Raw genomic sequence first — 17121 nt, 5'->3', positions numbered from 1 at the left:
AATTAGGAATTGGTCATGTCCCGTTTGGTGTTCTCCCCACTTGTTATTGCTGTTGTGCTTCTAGCGGGACTGTTGGCATATTTATATCTTCCTACCACAGGCGAACAACAAAGAAAATCAGCCTCGGCCACGCCTGTTAAAGTCGCGGTCGTTCAGGAACAAGCGTTCCCAATAACAGTAGAAGCATTGGGCACAGCAAAAGCAAGAGAATCGATCACCATTACTTCGCCTAGAACCGAAGTTATTCAGAATATTAACTTCGAGGATGGCGACGTTATTGAAGCAGGCCAACTTTTAGTTCAGCTTAATAATAGCGAAGAACTTGCTCGAATTAAGGAGCTAGAAGCAAATATTGCTGAAGCAGAACGCCAATTGGTGAGGGTAAAAAATTTGGCCAAATCCAGTTCGGCTTCAGAACAATTATTAGGTGAGCAAAAAGCGAAGGTACAGACACTACAAGCGCAACTGGACGTAGCGAACGCGCAGTTAAATGAACTGGCAATTAAAGCCCCATTTTCAGGATTATTGGGTTTACGGCAAGTTAGCAACGGGGCGTTGGTCCAACCGGGTGACGTAATCACTACCCTAGACGATACCAGTATCATCAAAGTCGATTTTAGTGTGGCTGAAGCCCATTTAGCGTCGTTAGCAAAAGGGCAGACAGTGGTAGCACTTTCTTCGGCGTATCCGAGCGAAACTTTTGAGGGGGAAATCAGCACCGTAGGAACGCGGGTCGATCCTGTCTCTCGTTCAGTTCAGGTAAGAGCATTAGTCGATAATGCGGATAGGAAACTACGGCCAGGAATGCTGCTTAAGATCACGCTGCAAAAACGTGTACTAAATACGTTAGTACTACCCGAAAAAGCCCTTGTACCTGTTGAAGACAAACAATATGTGTTTGTGGTAGACGGCGAAAAGGTACGCCAGCAGGAAGTTAAGATTGGGGTTAGACGGCCAGGCCTAGTACAAATTATCAAAGGGCTGAGCGCTGGCGAAAGGGTGGTCACAGAAGGCACACTTCGCGTACGCGATAAGTCAGCAGTAAGAATATTGAATGATACGGCAGGAGAATAATTATGTTGCTCTCTGATGTATCAGTGAAACGCCCGGTCTTCGCTTCGGTTATCAATTTATTGTTGGTCATATTTGGAGTTGTCGCTTTTACCTCATTGTCGCTTCGCGAGTATCCAGATATCGACCCTCCAATTGTTTCCATTAACACTAATTATGCAGGAGCCTCCGCTAATATAGTCGAAACCCGTATCACCCAGCTATTGGAAGATCGTATCAGTGGCATCGAAGGCATTAAAAACGTAACATCAACCAGCCGAAATGGCCGTTCTGATATCACGATCGAATTCAAACTCTCACGTGATATAGACGCCGCAGCAAACGATGTACGAGAGAGAGTAAGCCGAGCGCTGAATAATCTACCCGACCAAGCGGATCCGCCAGAAGTCGCAAAAGCCAGTTCAGATGAAGACGTTATCGTGTGGTACAACCTTCGCAGTGATAACTTAGATGTAATGGAACTCACAGATTACGCCGAACGTTTCTTGGTTGACCGCTTATCGGTTGTCGACGGCGTTGCCCGTGTACGCATCGGCGGGGGACGTACCTATGCTATGAAAGTGTTACTAGATCGTAATGCAATGGCGGCGCGGGGCGTAACAGTAACCGATATCGAGCAGGTCATTCGCTCTGAAAATATTGAATTGCCCGCAGGTCAAATTGAATCCCTGGATAGAAATCTTGAAGTGCGGGTAGCGCGCACCTACTTGACCCCCGATGATTTCGCTAAAATTACGGTGGCGGTAGGCAGTGATGGTTATTTGGTGAGGTTAGGCGAAGTAGCCGATGTTCGACTCACCTCTGAAGATGATGAAACAGAGTTCCGAGGCGATGGCGTCAATATGATAGGGCTAGGCATTGTCAAACAATCGAAAGCCAATACCCTCGACGTAGCTAAGGCCGCACGAGAGAAAATGGAGCTCATCGAAGCAACGCTACCTGATAATATATTTATTGTACCCAGTTACGATTCTTCAGTATTTATCGAAGAGTCAATCGATGAAGTATACAACACCCTTGGCATTGCTATCACGATGGTGGTCATCGTAATTTATTTATTTCTGGGGAATGTCAGAGCCACACTTATCCCGGCTTTAACAGTGCCCATTTCGTTGATTTCTGCGTTTACCGTAATGTTCGCATTAGGGTTTTCCATAAATTTACTTACTTTGCTGGCGATGGTATTGGCAATTGGATTAGTTGTGGATGATGCGATAGTGGTGCTGGAAAACATTTATCGTCGAATTGAGATGGGGGAACCCCCTATATTAGCAGCGTATCGGGGGGCGAAAGAAGTCGGCTTTGCCGTCATCGCTACCACTCTAGTATTGGTGTCGGTGTTTGTACCATTGGTATTTTTGGAAGGTAACATTGGACGTTTGTTTACCGAATTCGCCTTAGCGATTGCCGGAGCAGTGGTATTCTCCAGTTTTACGGCACTTACGCTCGCGCCTATGTTGGCATCAAAGCTATTGACCAAGCGCACGCGAACGGGCGGCTTTGGCGCGTGGGTAGACAAGCGGTTCGCTGGTATTGAGCGTAGTTATTTCAATAGTTTAAAGAAAACACTTCACCAACCTATCATCATGACGTTATTACTAATTGGGGCAGTGCTTACAATCTTGAAGCTATCTGAGCGTATCCCTGAGGAGTTTGTACCGAAGGAAGATAGGGGTAATTTTTTCATTCTCATGCAATCACAGGAAGGCGCCAGTTTTGAAAGTAATGCTGAAAATTTACGGCAATTGGAAGCGATCCTCATGCCTTACCGGGACGAGGGGAAAATCAGCCGGCTATTAGTTCGCACGCCAGGTTTTGGGGGAAGTGCAGGTATTGCTATTGTCGGCGCAGCCCCCTGGGATGAACGCGATTACAGCACGTTTGAATTGATGGAGGAAATTAGTGCAAAGCTTAACGAGCTTCCGGATGTGCGCGCTTTTGCCATTATGCGTAGTTCTCTAGGCGGTAGGGGATTTGGGAGACCTGTGCAGTTTGTACTTCAAGGGGATACTTACGAAAATCTGGTTAGCTGGCGTGATACGGTAATGGAAAAAGCCAGCGAAAATCCTAATCTGGTGCGTATGGATTCTGACTATAAAGAAACGTCGCCCCAGCTTTTAGTTAAAATTAATCGGGACCGCGCCGCAGATTTAGGTGTGTCGGTGAGTGATATTGGTCGTACTCTTGAAGTTATGTTGGGCCAGCGGAGGGTGTCGACTTATCTGGATCGCGGAGAAGAATATTATGTGATCATGGAAGGCATCGAAGAAGATTATCGTAGTCCGCAAAGTATCGACAATTTGTACGTACGCTCGCAAAGAACCGGTGAATTAATTGCAATGGATAATCTCGTGTCCTTTACTGAACAAGCTACGTCGGCGCAATTAAACCGATACAATCGGATGCGGGCCATCACCATAGATGCAAATCTGGCTCCGGGATACACAGTAGGTGAAGCGCTAGCTTATTTAGAAAATATTGTTGAGACGGAATTACCTGATGCTGTCTCTATAGATTATAAAGGCGAGTCGCAGCTTTATCAGGAAGCTGGCAACTCTTTTATTTTCGTATTTATTTTGGCATTAGCGGTTACATATTTGGTGCTGGCGGCTCAATTCGAAAGTTGGATTCATCCGTTGGTGATCATGTTAACCGTACCATTAGCATTGTTAGGTGCGTTTATTGGATTAGATATTGCTGGAATGACGATCAATATTTACAGTCAAATAGGGCTGGTTATGTTAATCGGACTGGCGGCTAAAAATGGGATATTGATTGTTGAGTTTGCCAATCAGTTACGTGACTCAGGCTTCGAATTTGAAGAAGCCCTCAAGCGGGCTGCAACCCAGCGTTTACGCCCTATCGTGATGACGGGCTTTACTACAGTATTTAGTGCACTGCCGTTGGTTTTAGCTTCAGGCCCCGGGTCAGAAAGCCGTATGGTTATCGGTATCGTGATTTTTGCGGGCGTGTTAGTGTCAGCTTTTATGACACTATACGTTATCCCAACAGCGTATGCGTGGTTGGCGAGGAAGACCGGCTCACCGTTAGAGCGAACGAAGCGGGTTGCAAAGCTAAATGACGAAATCCCATACAAAAAGGGTGAAATGCATTAGCAGTTAGGGTAGGAAAGTAAACAAAGTGGGCAGTGATAAACAGAAAGCAATCAATATCGCTGTCCAGCTTACCAACAAAAGTCCTTCCAAAGCTGACAAACCTTTTGTTGTTACAACATTTACTCGTTCAGATTGCGAAAGCTGAGAAATCGACAGCGCGGTGACAACACATACTGCAAAGCCCGTAACATTCCACCAGAACCAGAAAACGTCGCTCTCACTCAGCCACAAGCTCAAATTAACGGCGACACCGACCAATAAACCGGTATTTACTCCTTTGGCATTCACCCGTCTACTGTGTACACCGAGTAAGAATGTTGCCAGGACGGGCCCATAAAATACCGAACCGATTTTGTTGATAGCTTCTATTATTGTGGGTGCGATATCCCCTGCATACAGCGAAAGTGTAAGTGTAATACCCCCCCAGCAAATACCCGCAAATCGCGCGAGGTTGAGGTATTGATTATCGTTTAAACGTTTCTTGCGAACACGTTGAATATCTTCTGTGGTAACGGCGGCTAGACTGTTTATGGCAGAACTAAGGGAAGACATAGCAGCCGCCATAATAGCAACAACCAACAAGCCAAGAACACCATTAGGTAAATATTGGACAATAAAAATAGGCATCATCCAGTCAGGGTTATCGATGGGAATTTGCTGGCGTAAGTCGGCATTGGTCATGACCAATGATCCCACCACCAGGCCCGCTAAGCAGTAAATAAGGACAATGGGGAAACGCAGGACTGCCACCGCGAATAACATCTTTCTTAGGTCACCCACTGACTTGTTAGAAAGCGAGCGTTGAGCCTCAGATTGGTCGCAGCCATAATATGATGCATACAAAATAACGCCACCAAACAACATAGGAAGCAGACCAAAATCATTCCCATGCATACCAAATGTCGATACATTCACCGCTTGAAGTCGTGCAGCTGAAATCGTGTCGAAAACGACGTTCCACCCGCCGACTGCACCAAGGCCTACCCATAGACATACGCATGCCCCCGCGACTATTAGTACCATCTGGATAGCATCGCCATACACCACCGCTTTCATCCCGCCCATAGCAGAGTAGATTAAAGTAATGATGCCGATAGCCAGTAGAGAAAAATACTGTCCAATCCCCATGGTACTTTGCAGCAGAATAGATACCGCATAAATCATAATGGCGGTCGCAAACGAACGGCTAAATTGGAACACGGCACTGATCAGCAAGCGGGTGAAACGGGAAAATCGTTGCTCCAGAAAATCATAAACGCTAACCACACCTATGCGATGTAGCGTGGGCATAAGCTTCCAAAGCAGAAGCGCAACAGCAATAGGCAGTGCTAACTCATAAGAAAGCCAGATTAAGCCGCCCCCGTCACGTAATCCAACAAAAGCAGGAGCAGAGATGAAACTTACAGCGGAGAGTTGGGTTGCCATTACGGAAAGCGTGAGCGCGGGCCAACTAAGACTGCGACTGCCTAAAAAGTAATCTTGTTTGTTATGTTGATGGCGTAAGAAAAACCCGAGTAACAGAAGGCCAATTAAGTAACTTGAAACAATTACGTAGTCGAGTATAGACATTAAACGCTCTTCTATTGATTAAAATTAGTTGAATCTGGCATGACCGTGATTCCAAGAATGCAAATGTGATATACGATCAAAGTGCGGGTTGCACGTATTTAGAAATAGCAGATATTGGTAAGTTTTTCGAATAACGACATATTTGGCAACAGTTTACGGCTTTACCGAGCCACTAAGGGAATATAATCTCCTCTTAACAACCTTTATTGAGGTATCTTCCCATGAATGTCACTTCGTCACGCTATTCGCTGATTGCCTCTATTTTCCTTACATTATTGCTACCGACAGAGGCCAATGCAAACAACCTTGTCGCGGATCCAAATTCTCACTGGCTTTTTCATTTTGGGGCCTCAGTCATGTTATATGGTCACATAGGCGGTGGGGTTTTGGGGATTTTATCGGGATTGGTAGCCAGTCTTGCTGTCAAGGGAGGACATTTTCATCGTTTAGCAGGGCGAGTATTTGTTGTTTCCATGGCCGTTTGTTACCTAATAGCGGCGTTTGTCGCACCCTTTTTAGATTCACAGCAAAGTACCAATTTTGTAGCCAGTGTATTGGCACTTTATCTTCTTATCACGGGCGTTACAGCTGCACGGCGCAAACACTTTGTCGCGGGTTATGGGGAAAAAATCGGGCTGGGCGTAGCGGCTATCATTACTACAATGGGAGGGCTGTTTATGTATTTAGCACAGCAAAGTCCTAATGGTTCTTTCGACGGTTCTCCCCCACAGGCTTACGTTCTATTCATTGTGGCTGGTGGGCTAGCGCTCATAGGTGAAATAAATGTACTAGTAAGGAAAACACTTACTGCGAAGGCCAGAATCAGTCGTCACCTATGGCGACTGTGTATGTCATTTTTTATCGCATCAGGTTCATTGTTTTTTGGACAAACACAGGTGTTTCCCACCTGGTTTGAAACCAGTATCTTACCCGTCGCTTTCGGTTTCTTTCCTTTGGCGGTGCTTATTATTTATATAATAAAGATTAGGCTGCCATTAGTGATGCATAGACGTAGCAGTCAAGCGGCCTGACATACAGAACTAATGTGCCGTTACTTTGTGGGGCGACGGTGTTAATCTTTCAGCGCAGTTGTCGAAGTTAGGCTCTCGTATTGTATATCCAATTGTCTCTGTTCCTTAGGAGTCGCCTAAGGTTTTATCCTGCCTTTCTCTTTTTTGATGAAATTTTCGACCTAAACTGACAAATTTGCTATAAGCTGGTTGTCGTCGTCCAGGTAGTTAAAAATCTTTCGTCATTGCGACGAAGGCTGCAACCTTCTTTATGGTTTTATAGGGGCTGTTACACCGCAACTAAAGAATCTCTGGGTATTGATCGCGTAAATTGGGATTCAATTGTGAGATCAACCTGTTTTTCCACAAGCGATGCAACGTAGCTAATCTTTTCTGCCTCAATATGGAACCTACTTCTCTATAATTTAAAGTTTCACTCGAAAGAGTAAAAGTATTGTCCTAACTAGTCAGCCTGTTAGGGAGGTTACGGCTTCCGCCGCAATGATCACGCTTTGCAGTTATGGTGCGATGGAAATTTCTGACCGCAAATGGCTCAAGCAGGCAGCCACTTTCAATCAGGTACCAATTTGAAATGGTAAGATAACGTTGCGCTTCTCCCGTTTTATAGTGCACTAATGTCTGTACTATACGTATAAGAGTTCGTAATTTAGTGACGTGGTATAGTCTGCAAATCAATTAGAAATCCGCGAGTTGCTTTATTGTCACTCTCGAATTGTTTTGACAGGTATGAATCCCTTCCAGAACAATCTCTAACTTTTCATTAAGGCCTAAAACATCTGACCATTCGGAAAATGTATCGCTTACTAATTTGCTTTCGCTGAAAGAGCAGGATGTCAAAAAATTATAGGGAAACCACTGAAGTTGATCTTCTGGAATGCGTTCACGGATATTCAAGCTATGTTTCTGAATATACCTTGCTGCCGCCTCTCGTAACTTGGGCTGGAATATTGGGAACTGAAATCGATAATCGATAACAAAACCTTTGGTCTCATTACTAAGTAGGAAATCATAAAAGCGCGTCAACTGCTGTGTATTGGCAACATAACCCAGTGAATCCAGCACATCTTCTTTGACATTCAGGTTATCAACATTGAACAATTTTAATAGGGAGTTGTATTCTTCGTTAGTTGAATTCGAAGCTAAAACTCGAAGAACTGAAACCCTACTCTTAAGTTCAGTTATAGGCGTCTGTGAAAAATAATCATTAGCAAACTGTATCGCTTCTTCAGATTTAAAGTGGACACCATATAATTCCAGCCATTGACTCCCTGTATCATATCTAATGAGGGTCTCCCAAGGTACATCGAGAGATAGTTTGCTTCTGATATAGTCAACATAGGTTTTTTGTAAGGGTGCGGGGACTAATTCAATGAAAGAGTTGTTTAATACATCCAGTGCTGTTACTACTTCGAGACTGTTAAAGGGTAAATCGTTGAGTACACGAATTAACTCATCCACATAGGCTTTATAATTCAATCGGCCTGAGTTAGCCAAAGCGTTATTGTTATTCATGCTAGCTAAACGTTCTGATATTGTTAGATTGTTTAGTGGAAAAGCAGGATTATCTGATTTTCTTTCCCATCTGAAATATCCAATACCATTCCCATCAATAAAGAGTGGCTGATTTAATACAATCCCTTCAATGGGCTGTATTTCTTTACTAAGTAATAGCTGGTGAACCGAAATATTCTTTCCTGCCAACACTTTTAAAGTTATAGGTATAACCCATCGTTTATTTTTCTCACCATGATAGCTTTGCTGAGAGAAGAAAAATTCTCCTTTTTCTTCTAAAAGTAAAACCAGCGGATAACCAGACTGCTCAGTGAACGATGCGACGATATCTGAAACGAAATACTTTGGCGGGAACAGGTCGGTAAAGTCGGCAGTGGTAACATTGTCGCCGGAATGCGCCAGAACATACTCGCGTATTTTTTGACGAAATAAAGCCTGGCCCACGTGGCCTTCAATCATGTCCAGTAGAGCTCTGCCTTTTGTATAGAAGAGTTGTCCAGCGCCTTCGTTATCTGCACGATTTTTTACAACTCTCTTTATTGGTCTGGCACTTACACTATCATCTCTGAACGCTTCGGCCTGGGGGGCAAAAGTACACGACTTATTGTCTGGGTAATAATGGTGGACGATTTTAGCCGCAAAAAACTCAGAAAAAGATTCATTGAGCCACATGTCGTCATACCAGGCCATCGTAATATGATTTCCAAACCACATATGAGCGATTTCATGGGCGACGAGCTTACGAAAGTTACAAGTGTCATAATTGCTGAAATCGGCATGGGGTAGTTGGTTGGTATTTAACGCAATTAAACCGACGTTTTCCATTGCAGCCAACGTGCCTAAAGGGGTGAGTAAAAAATCCAGCTTGTCATAGGGAAATGGGGTGCCGAGATAATCTCTCATATAGCTAACAGATTGCTTTACTAGTAGTCCTAGACTTTCGGGGACCTCTACTTCTAAACCAACCGGTGAGTATATTTGAGACTTCAGGCTGGTTTCTGTTAATGTTTGTGAATTGAAATTACCTACAGCAAGGGCCAGAACATCTGTATTTATCTTTGCTGTGGAAGCAAACTGGACTATTTTTCGCGTGCCTTTTCTAACGACAGAAACTGGGCGTGTAGTATGCAAAGCCTCCATGCTATCAGGGATATTTAAGGTGAAAGTGAAAGATGTTTTCTTGCTTGGATCATCAAGCGAGGGAAAGACGCGACGAGCTTCCATCTCCTGAAATTGTGAAAAAATATAGGGCTTATGCCAGCTTTCACTGAGAAGAAACAGGCCTTTAATATCGTTAGCGCCATTAATTTAGCCTGAAAAAGTTATATTTAATGTAGCCTTTCCCGTGATGTTTTTCGACAGCAAGTGAGTTATGGTTTCAAACTTATCCGCATACCCGATGCTTAAAGGATAACGCTCTTTTTCATATTCCAGTTCGGCTGAACTAATAGCTCAACCGTGACTATGATAAACAATGGTATCTCGGGGGCTATCCATTAACAGCTCCAAGCTCGTTCTCCCTGTGAAAGTGGATTCTCCGGGTGTGATCGTCAGATACACAGACTGCTTCGTCACTGAGATATTATCTGGTAAGCGGTAGCTTTCTGCGAAAACTTTTGCAGGAAGCGAAATAATCACCGCGATAAAAGGCACAACTAATCTTAGAGGAATAATAATTCTTAAATTTAACTTCACGAATTTACAGCATTAGTTAACATGGCAAAAGTAGTTTGATGCTACAGAAGTCGCCACTCCTTTCCCACTACTTTCGGCTGGTAGTCAGTTAAATGTCTTTAAGTCTTGCACAGGGATAGAGGAAACCTGATAACACTTTACATACATAGTAACTTGTAAACAGTCGGCACTTATTAGTGGTATACACTCCTTTACTACCCCATTGTATTTAACTCGTGCGAAGAGCAATGAAACTAGCCCGAGGTTCATAGGCAATTTAATTCCAGTACTTCGCAATGAAAGGTAAGTAGTTTGACGAGTATTCACGGTAAAAGAAAGCGCTTTATATTCCTATAGCTCATCAGCGTTTGAAGAATTCTACATCGCTAAAACCCAACTATTGTTCAGGTTCTACTGCAAACACAGCTGATACGATATGTTCGAAGGTAAACCTCACTTTACTAACTACGCTGAAAAGGAATTTTATGAAAGCAGAAAATATACCAATGGTATTGAATGCAGCAGAGGTAGAGCAAGTTGTCGGCGGTTGGGGAGGTGTTTTGCGCGGGTGGGGCTTTAGTCTGGCGATGGAAGGGTTATGGCACGCAGCGAATAACGCTAGTTTTCAATTAATGTCGAGACACAATATGGCGTCGCCATTAAACAAGCTATAAAGAGGGGGCACGGTGGGGGACACTGCCGTGCAAAAATGTATGTATCGATTATCAACGTACGTCGGGGCGCTAGCCTGCGTGACGACTTCACTAGCTATACAAACGTACCGATGGCAGGTGCTGGACCCTGAACACGGTTTTGAAATCGTATTGGGAAGTGCGCCGTCTTTTTTTTATACCCTTGGTATGCTTTTTTGTCAGAGTTGATAAGTACGCTTTCAAACCGAAGGCTTAAAATGAAAGAGTGGTGGCTGGTGTGCATCGGCAGCGTGGTATATGAATTACAACAAATATTCACCGCTCAGCAATTTGATGTATATGATGTTCTAGCTATCATCGGGGCGTATATGTTGGGGTTAATTTACCTCAACTTTAATAAATGTTTCCCACCAATCACCGTACTTAAACTTGCAAATTGACATAAAAAAACCGGCCATACAGCCGGTTTTAGCTTTGATGTATAAACTTACTCGTCTAAGAAACTTTTCAGTTGTTCTGAGCGGCTTGGATGACGCAGTTTACGTAGCGCTTTTGCCTCAATCTGACGAATACGTTCACGGGTAACGTCAAACTGTTTACCCACTTCTTCCAAAGTATGATCGGTATTCATGTCGATACCAAAACGCATACGCAACACTTTCGCCTCACGAGCAGTTAAGCCAGCTAATACTTCTTGTGTAGCATCTTTTAAGCTACCGCCAGTAGCTGAATCAAGAGGCTGTATAATAGTGCTGTCTTCAATAAAATCACCAAGATGTGAATCTTCATCATCACCGATGGGGGTTTCCATTGAGATCGGTTCTTTAGCAATCTTGAGAACTTTGCGGATCTTATCTTCTGGCATTAACATGCGTTCGGACAATTCTTCTGGTGTCGGTTCGCGGCCCATCTCCTGAAGCATTTGTCGAGAAATGCGGTTCAGTTTATTGATAGTTTCTATCATGTGAACAGGAATACGGATAGTACGTGCCTGATCGGCGATCGAGCGAGTAATTGCCTGACGGATCCACCAGGTTGCATAAGTTGAAAACTTATAACCACGACGATATTCGAACTTATCTACCGCTTTCATCAACCCGATGTTACCTTCCTGAATTAAATCAAGGAATTGCAAGCCACGGTTAGTATATTTTTTCGCGATTGAAATAACCAACCTCAAGTTGGCTTCTACCATTTCTTTTTTCGCTCGGCGGGCTTTGGCCTCACCAATTGACATACGACGGTTGATATCTTTTATATCAGAAATGACAAGGCCCGTTTCCTGCTCGACCTGATTCATTTTACTCACGCTACGCTCGATATCTTCCTGATAAGTCTTCAGCGGTTCGGCGTAAGCTGCGTCGGAAGCTAAAATATCAAACAACCATTGCGTAGATGTTTCATTACCTGCAAATGCTTTAATGAAGTCTTTCTTTGGCATTTTTGCGTTCATGACGCAGTTTTTCATTACCAAACGTTCCTGTATGCGTACTTTGTCCATCATGTCACGCATGTTTCTCACCAAACGGTCAAACTGTTTGGGTACTAATCGGAACTCTTTAAAAACTTCGCTCAAAGCTTCAATCTGTTTGCGAGAATCTTTGTGAGCGCGGCCTTTTTTCTCTATTACTGAACGCGTAATGGCATACTGTTCACGAAGCTTGGCAAATTTCTCGCGTGCCTCTTCCGGATCAACGCCGCTATCATCTTCATCACTGGAATCGTCGTCTTCATCGTCTTCGTCTTCCTCTTCCAGCTGCTCTTCCGACAGCTCAGAACCGATGTGAGTAGCGGTAGGTGCTAAGTCCTGCTCATCATCTGGATTAACAAATCCGGAAATAATATCGCCCAAGCGGATCTCTTCCGCTTCATACAAATCCCATTGCTCAAGTAAGTAAGTAATGGCTTCTGGATATTCAGCGACCGAACATTGAACCTGATTTATACCATCTTCAATACGCTTGGCAATTTCAATTTCGCCTTCGCGGGTAAGCAACTCCACCGTACCCATTTCACGCATATACATGCGGACAGGATCAGTGGTGCGTCCAATTTCGCTTTCTACCGTAGCCAGTGCTTGTGCAGCAGCTTCTGCTGCATCTTCATCAGCGGTTGCTTCTTGCATAAGTAATTCGTCGGCGTCGGGGGCCGATTCGCCAACCTGAATACCCATGTCATTAATCATGCGGATGATATCTTCGATTTGATCAGAATCGACAATATCTTGCGGCAGGTGGTCATTTACCTCTGAAAAAGTTAGATAACCTTGCTCTTTACCTTTTGCAATCAGGAGTTTAATCTGAGACTGCTTGCTTTGCGCCATATACCCTACACTTCTCACATTCAATTATTTAGCAAAAAAAAGCACGTCAGGCGAAGGATTAACTTGCTATGACATACTTGCTATGATTTATTACTATTCTCACCTGGCTATTATGTTTTTCTTACCAGCATGAATAATGCGCCGCTATTGCTTCTTTATATCTGAGCTTTATTGTATTTTTAGCGAATTAGCCAGTATAGCATTAAAGGTACTGTTTTGACCAGTTAAGCGGTTCACATTTTGGTCAAATTTAATTGTACCCTTTATTATCGATGAGTTATCAGCAAACAAGTACATTATGCTTTAGCATTAATTCTTGCGTTCTTTCATCAATAACGTGAGTTCTGCTTTTTCTTCTTCGCTCAATTTTTGAATACGTGCTCTGGACAACAAAGTTTCAATTCGACTATCGAAATGCCAGTCTAATAACTTAGCAAAGCTACCTTGATACACTTTTTTAGCATCCTCATCGCTGACCAGCTGTTCCTTAATTAAAAGTTTACGGATAACTGAAGCATGGGGATGGTCGCGGAAATATTCAATGATTTGAGCAGTACTTTGAACCTGTTGTTGATTGCAATAACGGTAAACTTCAATCAGTAAATCAATGCCTGATAGTCCACTTCCTGTAAGAACAGTAGGATTTACATCTTCACATTCTCGGGCAAAGTGCGGGTTTTCCAATAATAGTCTTAACAGCATTCGTGTGGGAGATTGCTCTGTCTTTGCGACACTTTGAAAACGACTCCCTTGAGAGGCCGCTGTCGACTTGCTGTTTGCAAGTTTAATATCCTGTTGTAAGCGAAATCGGTCATACTCGCCCGTATGTTTAGCTAATTCCTCTTCCAGTAATGCGCGTTGGTTGTCGCCCAGAACCTTTTCGATTAAAGGTTTAACCGCAGTCTTCAGCGCAAGTTTTCCTTCTGGTGAACCTACCTGATACTGCTTTAACATGCTCTCATAAAAAAAATGTGAAAGGGGCTGGGCCTTCTGAATCATAGATTCCAGTGCGTCTTTGCCGACTTTTCGAACCATAGTATCGGGATCTTCGCCATCCGGTAGAAACAGGAATTTCATACTGACACCATCTTTTAGAACCGGCAGCGCATTTTCTAAAGCGCGCCATGCTGCGTCTCGTCCTGCGCGATCTCCGTCGTAACAACAAACTATGGTTGATGTGCTGCGCATCAGTAACGAGAGGTGTTCCGGTGTAGTAGCTGTCCCCAATGCAGCCGTTGCATTGTTAATGTCAAACTGACTTAATGCCACTACGTCCATATAGCCTTCGACAACCATCACATAATCAAGTTGGCGGAGCTTACTTTTAGCCTGATAAAAACCAAACAGCTCCTGCCCTTTATGGAATATGCGAGTTTCCGGCGAGTTTAAGTATTTTGGGCCTCCGTCGGCAAGGACACGGCCCCCAAAGCCAACCACCCGCCCACGGCGATCCCGGATGGGAAACATGATACGGTCGCGAAAAAAGTCGTAACGTTTGCCCTTGTCATTCTGGGTGACGAGCTTTAAATCTAGAAGCTGTTGGATACGATCACTGGAGGTGCCGAATTTACTCAGTACGCCATCCCATTCAGATGGTGCAAAGCCAATTTCCCATTGTTTAACAATTTCACCGGATAACCCACGTTGCTTTAGATATTCGATGGCGTTGTTACTATTTTTATGATGCTTTAACTGATGTTGGAAAAAACGAGTCACCTGTTCCATTAACGCAAAATCATCATGCTTTTGTTGCTTAGCTTGTTCGCTGACAATAGGACCCGAGGACTTTTCTCGTGGGACTTCGACACCGTTTATTTTCGCAAGCTCTTCAATCGCTTCAACGAATTCCATGCGATCGAATTCCATCAAAAAAGAAATGGCGTTGCCATGAGCGCCACATCCAAAGCAGTGATAAAACTGTTTTTCTTGGCTTACTGTGAAAGAAGGGGTCTTTTCGTTATGAAACGGACAACAGGCCTGATAGTTTTTACCTGCCTTTTTCAGCTGAACACGGCTATCAACAATGTCTACCACGTCGGTACGAGACAAGAGGTCATCGATGAAATCGCGAGGGATTTTTCCAGCCATTTAACTCAACAAAAAAAACGAACTATTAATTTGTTATTACTGTATCAGGATATACTGCTAGCAGCGACGATTTCGTATTTAATTAGCCAGCTTGGCTTTTACTGATCCACTTACCGCACCCATATCAGCTCGGCCTTGAATTACTGGCTTAAGGATAGCCATCACTTTTCCCATATCTTGCATAGACTGGGCTTGTGACTGAGCAATTGCATCGTCAATTAAGTCGTTAATTTCTGCATCGCTAAGAGGCTTAGGTAAGAATGTTTCCAGTTCTACAATTTCAGCGCGTTCATTGCTGGCAAGGTCGTTACGACCTGCCGCTTCGAACTGACTGGCGGCGTCCTGGCGTTGTTTAACCATTTTGGTCAAAATAGCCAGTACCGCGGTGTCGTCCAGGGTAATTTGTTCGTCGATTTCACGTTGTTTAATTGCAGCAAGCGCCATGCGAATGGTACCCAGGCGAGTTTTATTTTTAGCTCGCATTGCGTCTTTTTGCGCTTCTTTTAACGTTTCAGTCAACGGCATAGTCAGTCCCACACTAAAATACAAAATACTAATTAGTTACTTGTACCCAGAAACAACAAAGGTGTCTCAAGGACACCTTTTGCCACGTCAATCTTAGTAGAGTTTTACGCGACGCGCGTTTTCACGAGCAAGCTTTTTAAGATGACGCTTCTTCGCTGCAGCTTTCTTGCGCTTGCGTTCCCAAGTAGGCTTTTCAAAAAATTCACGACGACGAACTTCTGAAAGTACACCTGCTTTTTCACAAGAACGCTTAAAGCGACGAAGAGCGACATCAAACGGCTCGTTTTCTCTTACTTTAACGATAGGCATTAAATTCTCACCTCAAAATTTTACTGTCTTTCCGGGCTAAGATTGCCTGCAAAAGTGGCCCCGGGTTAAAAATGGTGCGAAATTCTAATCATATCCGTAGCGAATGTAAAGTCAGAATTGATAAAAATTAACCAGTTCGTGTTAAATTCGCCAGTTTGAATTCCAGTTTGATCCCTTAAAAGGTAAACTTGCGATCATTCAACGTAATTTCGGTGATTTGTAACAGTGCGTGTATTAGGAATTGAAACATCGTGTGATGAAACTGGCGTGGCGGTATACGATGATACCCATGGTTTGCTTTCTCATGAACTTTACAGTCAGGTAAAGTTGCATGCAGATTACGGAGGGGTCGTGCCCGAACTAGCGTCAAGAGATCATGTTCGCAAACTCATTCCATTAATCGAAAAGGCACTCGTAGATGCGAATACCGCACCTGCACAGTTAGATGGGGTGGCGTTTACTCAAGGTCCAGGTCTTGTTGGCGCATTATTAGTGGGCTCTTCAGTTGGGCGTTCATTAGCCTATGCCTGGAATGTGCCCGCTGTAGGCGTACACCACATGGAAGGACATTTACTTGCTCCTATGCTGGAAGACAATGCCCCTGCATTTCCGTTCGTCGCGCTACTCGTTTCCGGTGGCCATTCTATGCTGGTAGAAGTGAAAGGCATAGGGCAATACACCGTTTTGGGTGAATCAATCGATGATGCTGCTGGTGAAGCGTTTGACAAAACAGCAAAGTTATTAGGTTTAGACTACCCAGGTGGGCCCTTGCTTGCCAAGTTAGCGGAAGGAGGCGAGCCTGGGCACTATAAGTTTCCACGACCAATGACAGACCGTCCGGGCCTGGATTTCAGTTTTAGTGGGTTAAAAACCTTCGCTGCCAATACTATCCGTGATTGTGATAACGAACCACAAACCCACGCCAATATTGCTTATGCTTTCCAAGAGGCAGTGGTGGATACGTTACTTATCAAATGCCGAAGGGCGCTAAAGCAAACGCGTTTAAAGCGCTTAGTTATTGCTGGAGGGGTCAGCGCGAATACGATGCTGCGGGAAAAATTAAAAGTATTGATGCAATCACTTAATGGGGAAGTTTTTTACCCCGACTTAGCTTTTTGTACCGATAATGGTGCAATGATTGCCTATGCGGGTTTACAGCGGTTAAAAGCCGGCCATACGTGTGAATTAACAGCGCAGGCAAAACCTCGCTGGCCTTTGGATTCACTAGAGCCTGTATAGTAGAGTCAAAC

The 17121-nt window shown here is 43.9% G+C and carries 13 protein-coding genes; 6 read left to right on the top strand and 7 right to left on the bottom strand.

Going from position 1 to position 17121, the window contains the following annotated elements; translation table 11 throughout:
• The first annotated feature begins 15 nt into the window (after nucleotides 1-15).
• Nucleotides 16-1074 carry an efflux RND transporter periplasmic adaptor subunit gene (locus OPS28_RS01650; protein ID WP_265607679.1) on the top strand — a complete coding sequence of 353 codons (1059 nt, stop codon included), beginning with the start codon at nucleotides 16-18 and terminating at the stop codon, nucleotides 1072-1074.
• Nucleotides 1075-1076: 2 nt separating this feature from the next.
• Nucleotides 1077-4187 (top strand): efflux RND transporter permease subunit, encoded by a 3111-nt coding sequence (locus OPS28_RS01645; protein WP_265607678.1) that lies wholly within the window; start codon nucleotides 1077-1079, stop codon nucleotides 4185-4187.
• Between the two features lie 3 nt (nucleotides 4188-4190).
• On the opposite strand, the gene OPS28_RS01640 is transcribed toward OPS28_RS01645, so the two are convergent.
• Entirely contained in the window at nucleotides 4191-5756 is a 1566-nt protein-coding gene (locus tag OPS28_RS01640; protein ID WP_265607677.1) for a sodium:solute symporter family transporter, read from the bottom strand.
• 221 nt (nucleotides 5757-5977) lie between these two features.
• On the opposite strand from OPS28_RS01640, the gene OPS28_RS01635 reads away from it, so the two are divergent.
• A complete protein-coding gene (locus OPS28_RS01635; protein WP_265607676.1) occupies nucleotides 5978-6787 on the top strand; it encodes a hypothetical protein in 810 nt (269 codons plus the stop codon).
• Nucleotides 6788-7462: 675 nt separating this feature from the next.
• Here the strand turns inward: OPS28_RS01635 and OPS28_RS01630 are convergent.
• On the bottom strand, nucleotides 7463-9580 hold the full coding sequence (locus tag OPS28_RS01630) for a M1 family aminopeptidase (protein WP_269468560.1): 2118 nt from the start codon (nucleotides 9578-9580) through the stop codon (nucleotides 7463-7465).
• A 171-nt stretch (nucleotides 9581-9751) separates the two neighbouring features.
• On the bottom strand, nucleotides 9752-9994 hold the full coding sequence (locus OPS28_RS01625) for a hypothetical protein (RefSeq protein ID WP_265607675.1): 243 nt from the start codon (nucleotides 9992-9994) through the stop codon (nucleotides 9752-9754).
• 464 nt (nucleotides 9995-10458) lie between these two features.
• Here OPS28_RS01625 and OPS28_RS01620 point away from each other — a divergent pair, with 464 nt between their 5' ends.
• The gene (locus tag OPS28_RS01620) at nucleotides 10459-10647 is read left to right on the top strand and encodes a hypothetical protein (protein WP_265607674.1); all 189 of its coding nucleotides are present in this window, start codon (nucleotides 10459-10461) and stop codon (nucleotides 10645-10647) included.
• Between the two features lie 236 nt (nucleotides 10648-10883).
• On the top strand, nucleotides 10884-11066 hold the full coding sequence (locus tag OPS28_RS01615; RefSeq protein WP_265607673.1) for a hypothetical protein: 183 nt from the start codon (nucleotides 10884-10886) through the stop codon (nucleotides 11064-11066).
• A 47-nt stretch (nucleotides 11067-11113) separates the two neighbouring features.
• Here the strand turns inward: OPS28_RS01615 and rpoD are convergent, their stop codons facing one another.
• The 4 genes from rpoD to rpsU form a co-directional block, all read right to left on the bottom strand.
• Complete coding sequence (gene rpoD, locus OPS28_RS01610; RefSeq protein WP_265607672.1) at nucleotides 11114-12949, bottom strand: RNA polymerase sigma factor RpoD; 1836 nt, start codon at nucleotides 12947-12949, stop codon at nucleotides 11114-11116.
• Nucleotides 12950-13258: 309 nt separating this feature from the next.
• Nucleotides 13259-15037 (bottom strand): DNA primase, encoded by a 1779-nt coding sequence (gene dnaG / locus OPS28_RS01605; RefSeq protein ID WP_265607671.1) that lies wholly within the window; start codon nucleotides 15035-15037, stop codon nucleotides 13259-13261.
• A gap of 78 nt (nucleotides 15038-15115) precedes the next feature.
• Nucleotides 15116-15562, bottom strand: a complete 447-nt coding sequence (locus OPS28_RS01600) for a GatB/YqeY domain-containing protein (RefSeq protein WP_265607670.1) — start codon at nucleotides 15560-15562, stop codon at nucleotides 15116-15118.
• 93 nt (nucleotides 15563-15655) lie between these two features.
• Entirely contained in the window at nucleotides 15656-15871 is a 216-nt protein-coding gene (rpsU, locus tag OPS28_RS01595) for a 30S ribosomal protein S21 (RefSeq protein WP_012517258.1), read from the bottom strand.
• Between the two features lie 225 nt (nucleotides 15872-16096).
• Between rpsU and tsaD the strand changes: the two genes are divergently transcribed.
• Nucleotides 16097-17110 carry a tRNA (adenosine(37)-N6)-threonylcarbamoyltransferase complex transferase subunit TsaD gene (gene tsaD / locus OPS28_RS01590; protein WP_265607669.1) on the top strand — a complete coding sequence of 338 codons (1014 nt, stop codon included), beginning with the start codon at nucleotides 16097-16099 and terminating at the stop codon, nucleotides 17108-17110.
• The last annotated feature ends 11 nt before the right edge of the window (nucleotides 17111-17121 follow it).

Source organism: Alteromonas sp. ASW11-130, assembly GCF_026183735.1.
Taxonomy (GTDB): domain Bacteria; phylum Pseudomonadota; class Gammaproteobacteria; order Enterobacterales; family Alteromonadaceae; genus Alteromonas.
This window is presented reverse-complemented; position numbering and strand designations above follow the sequence as displayed.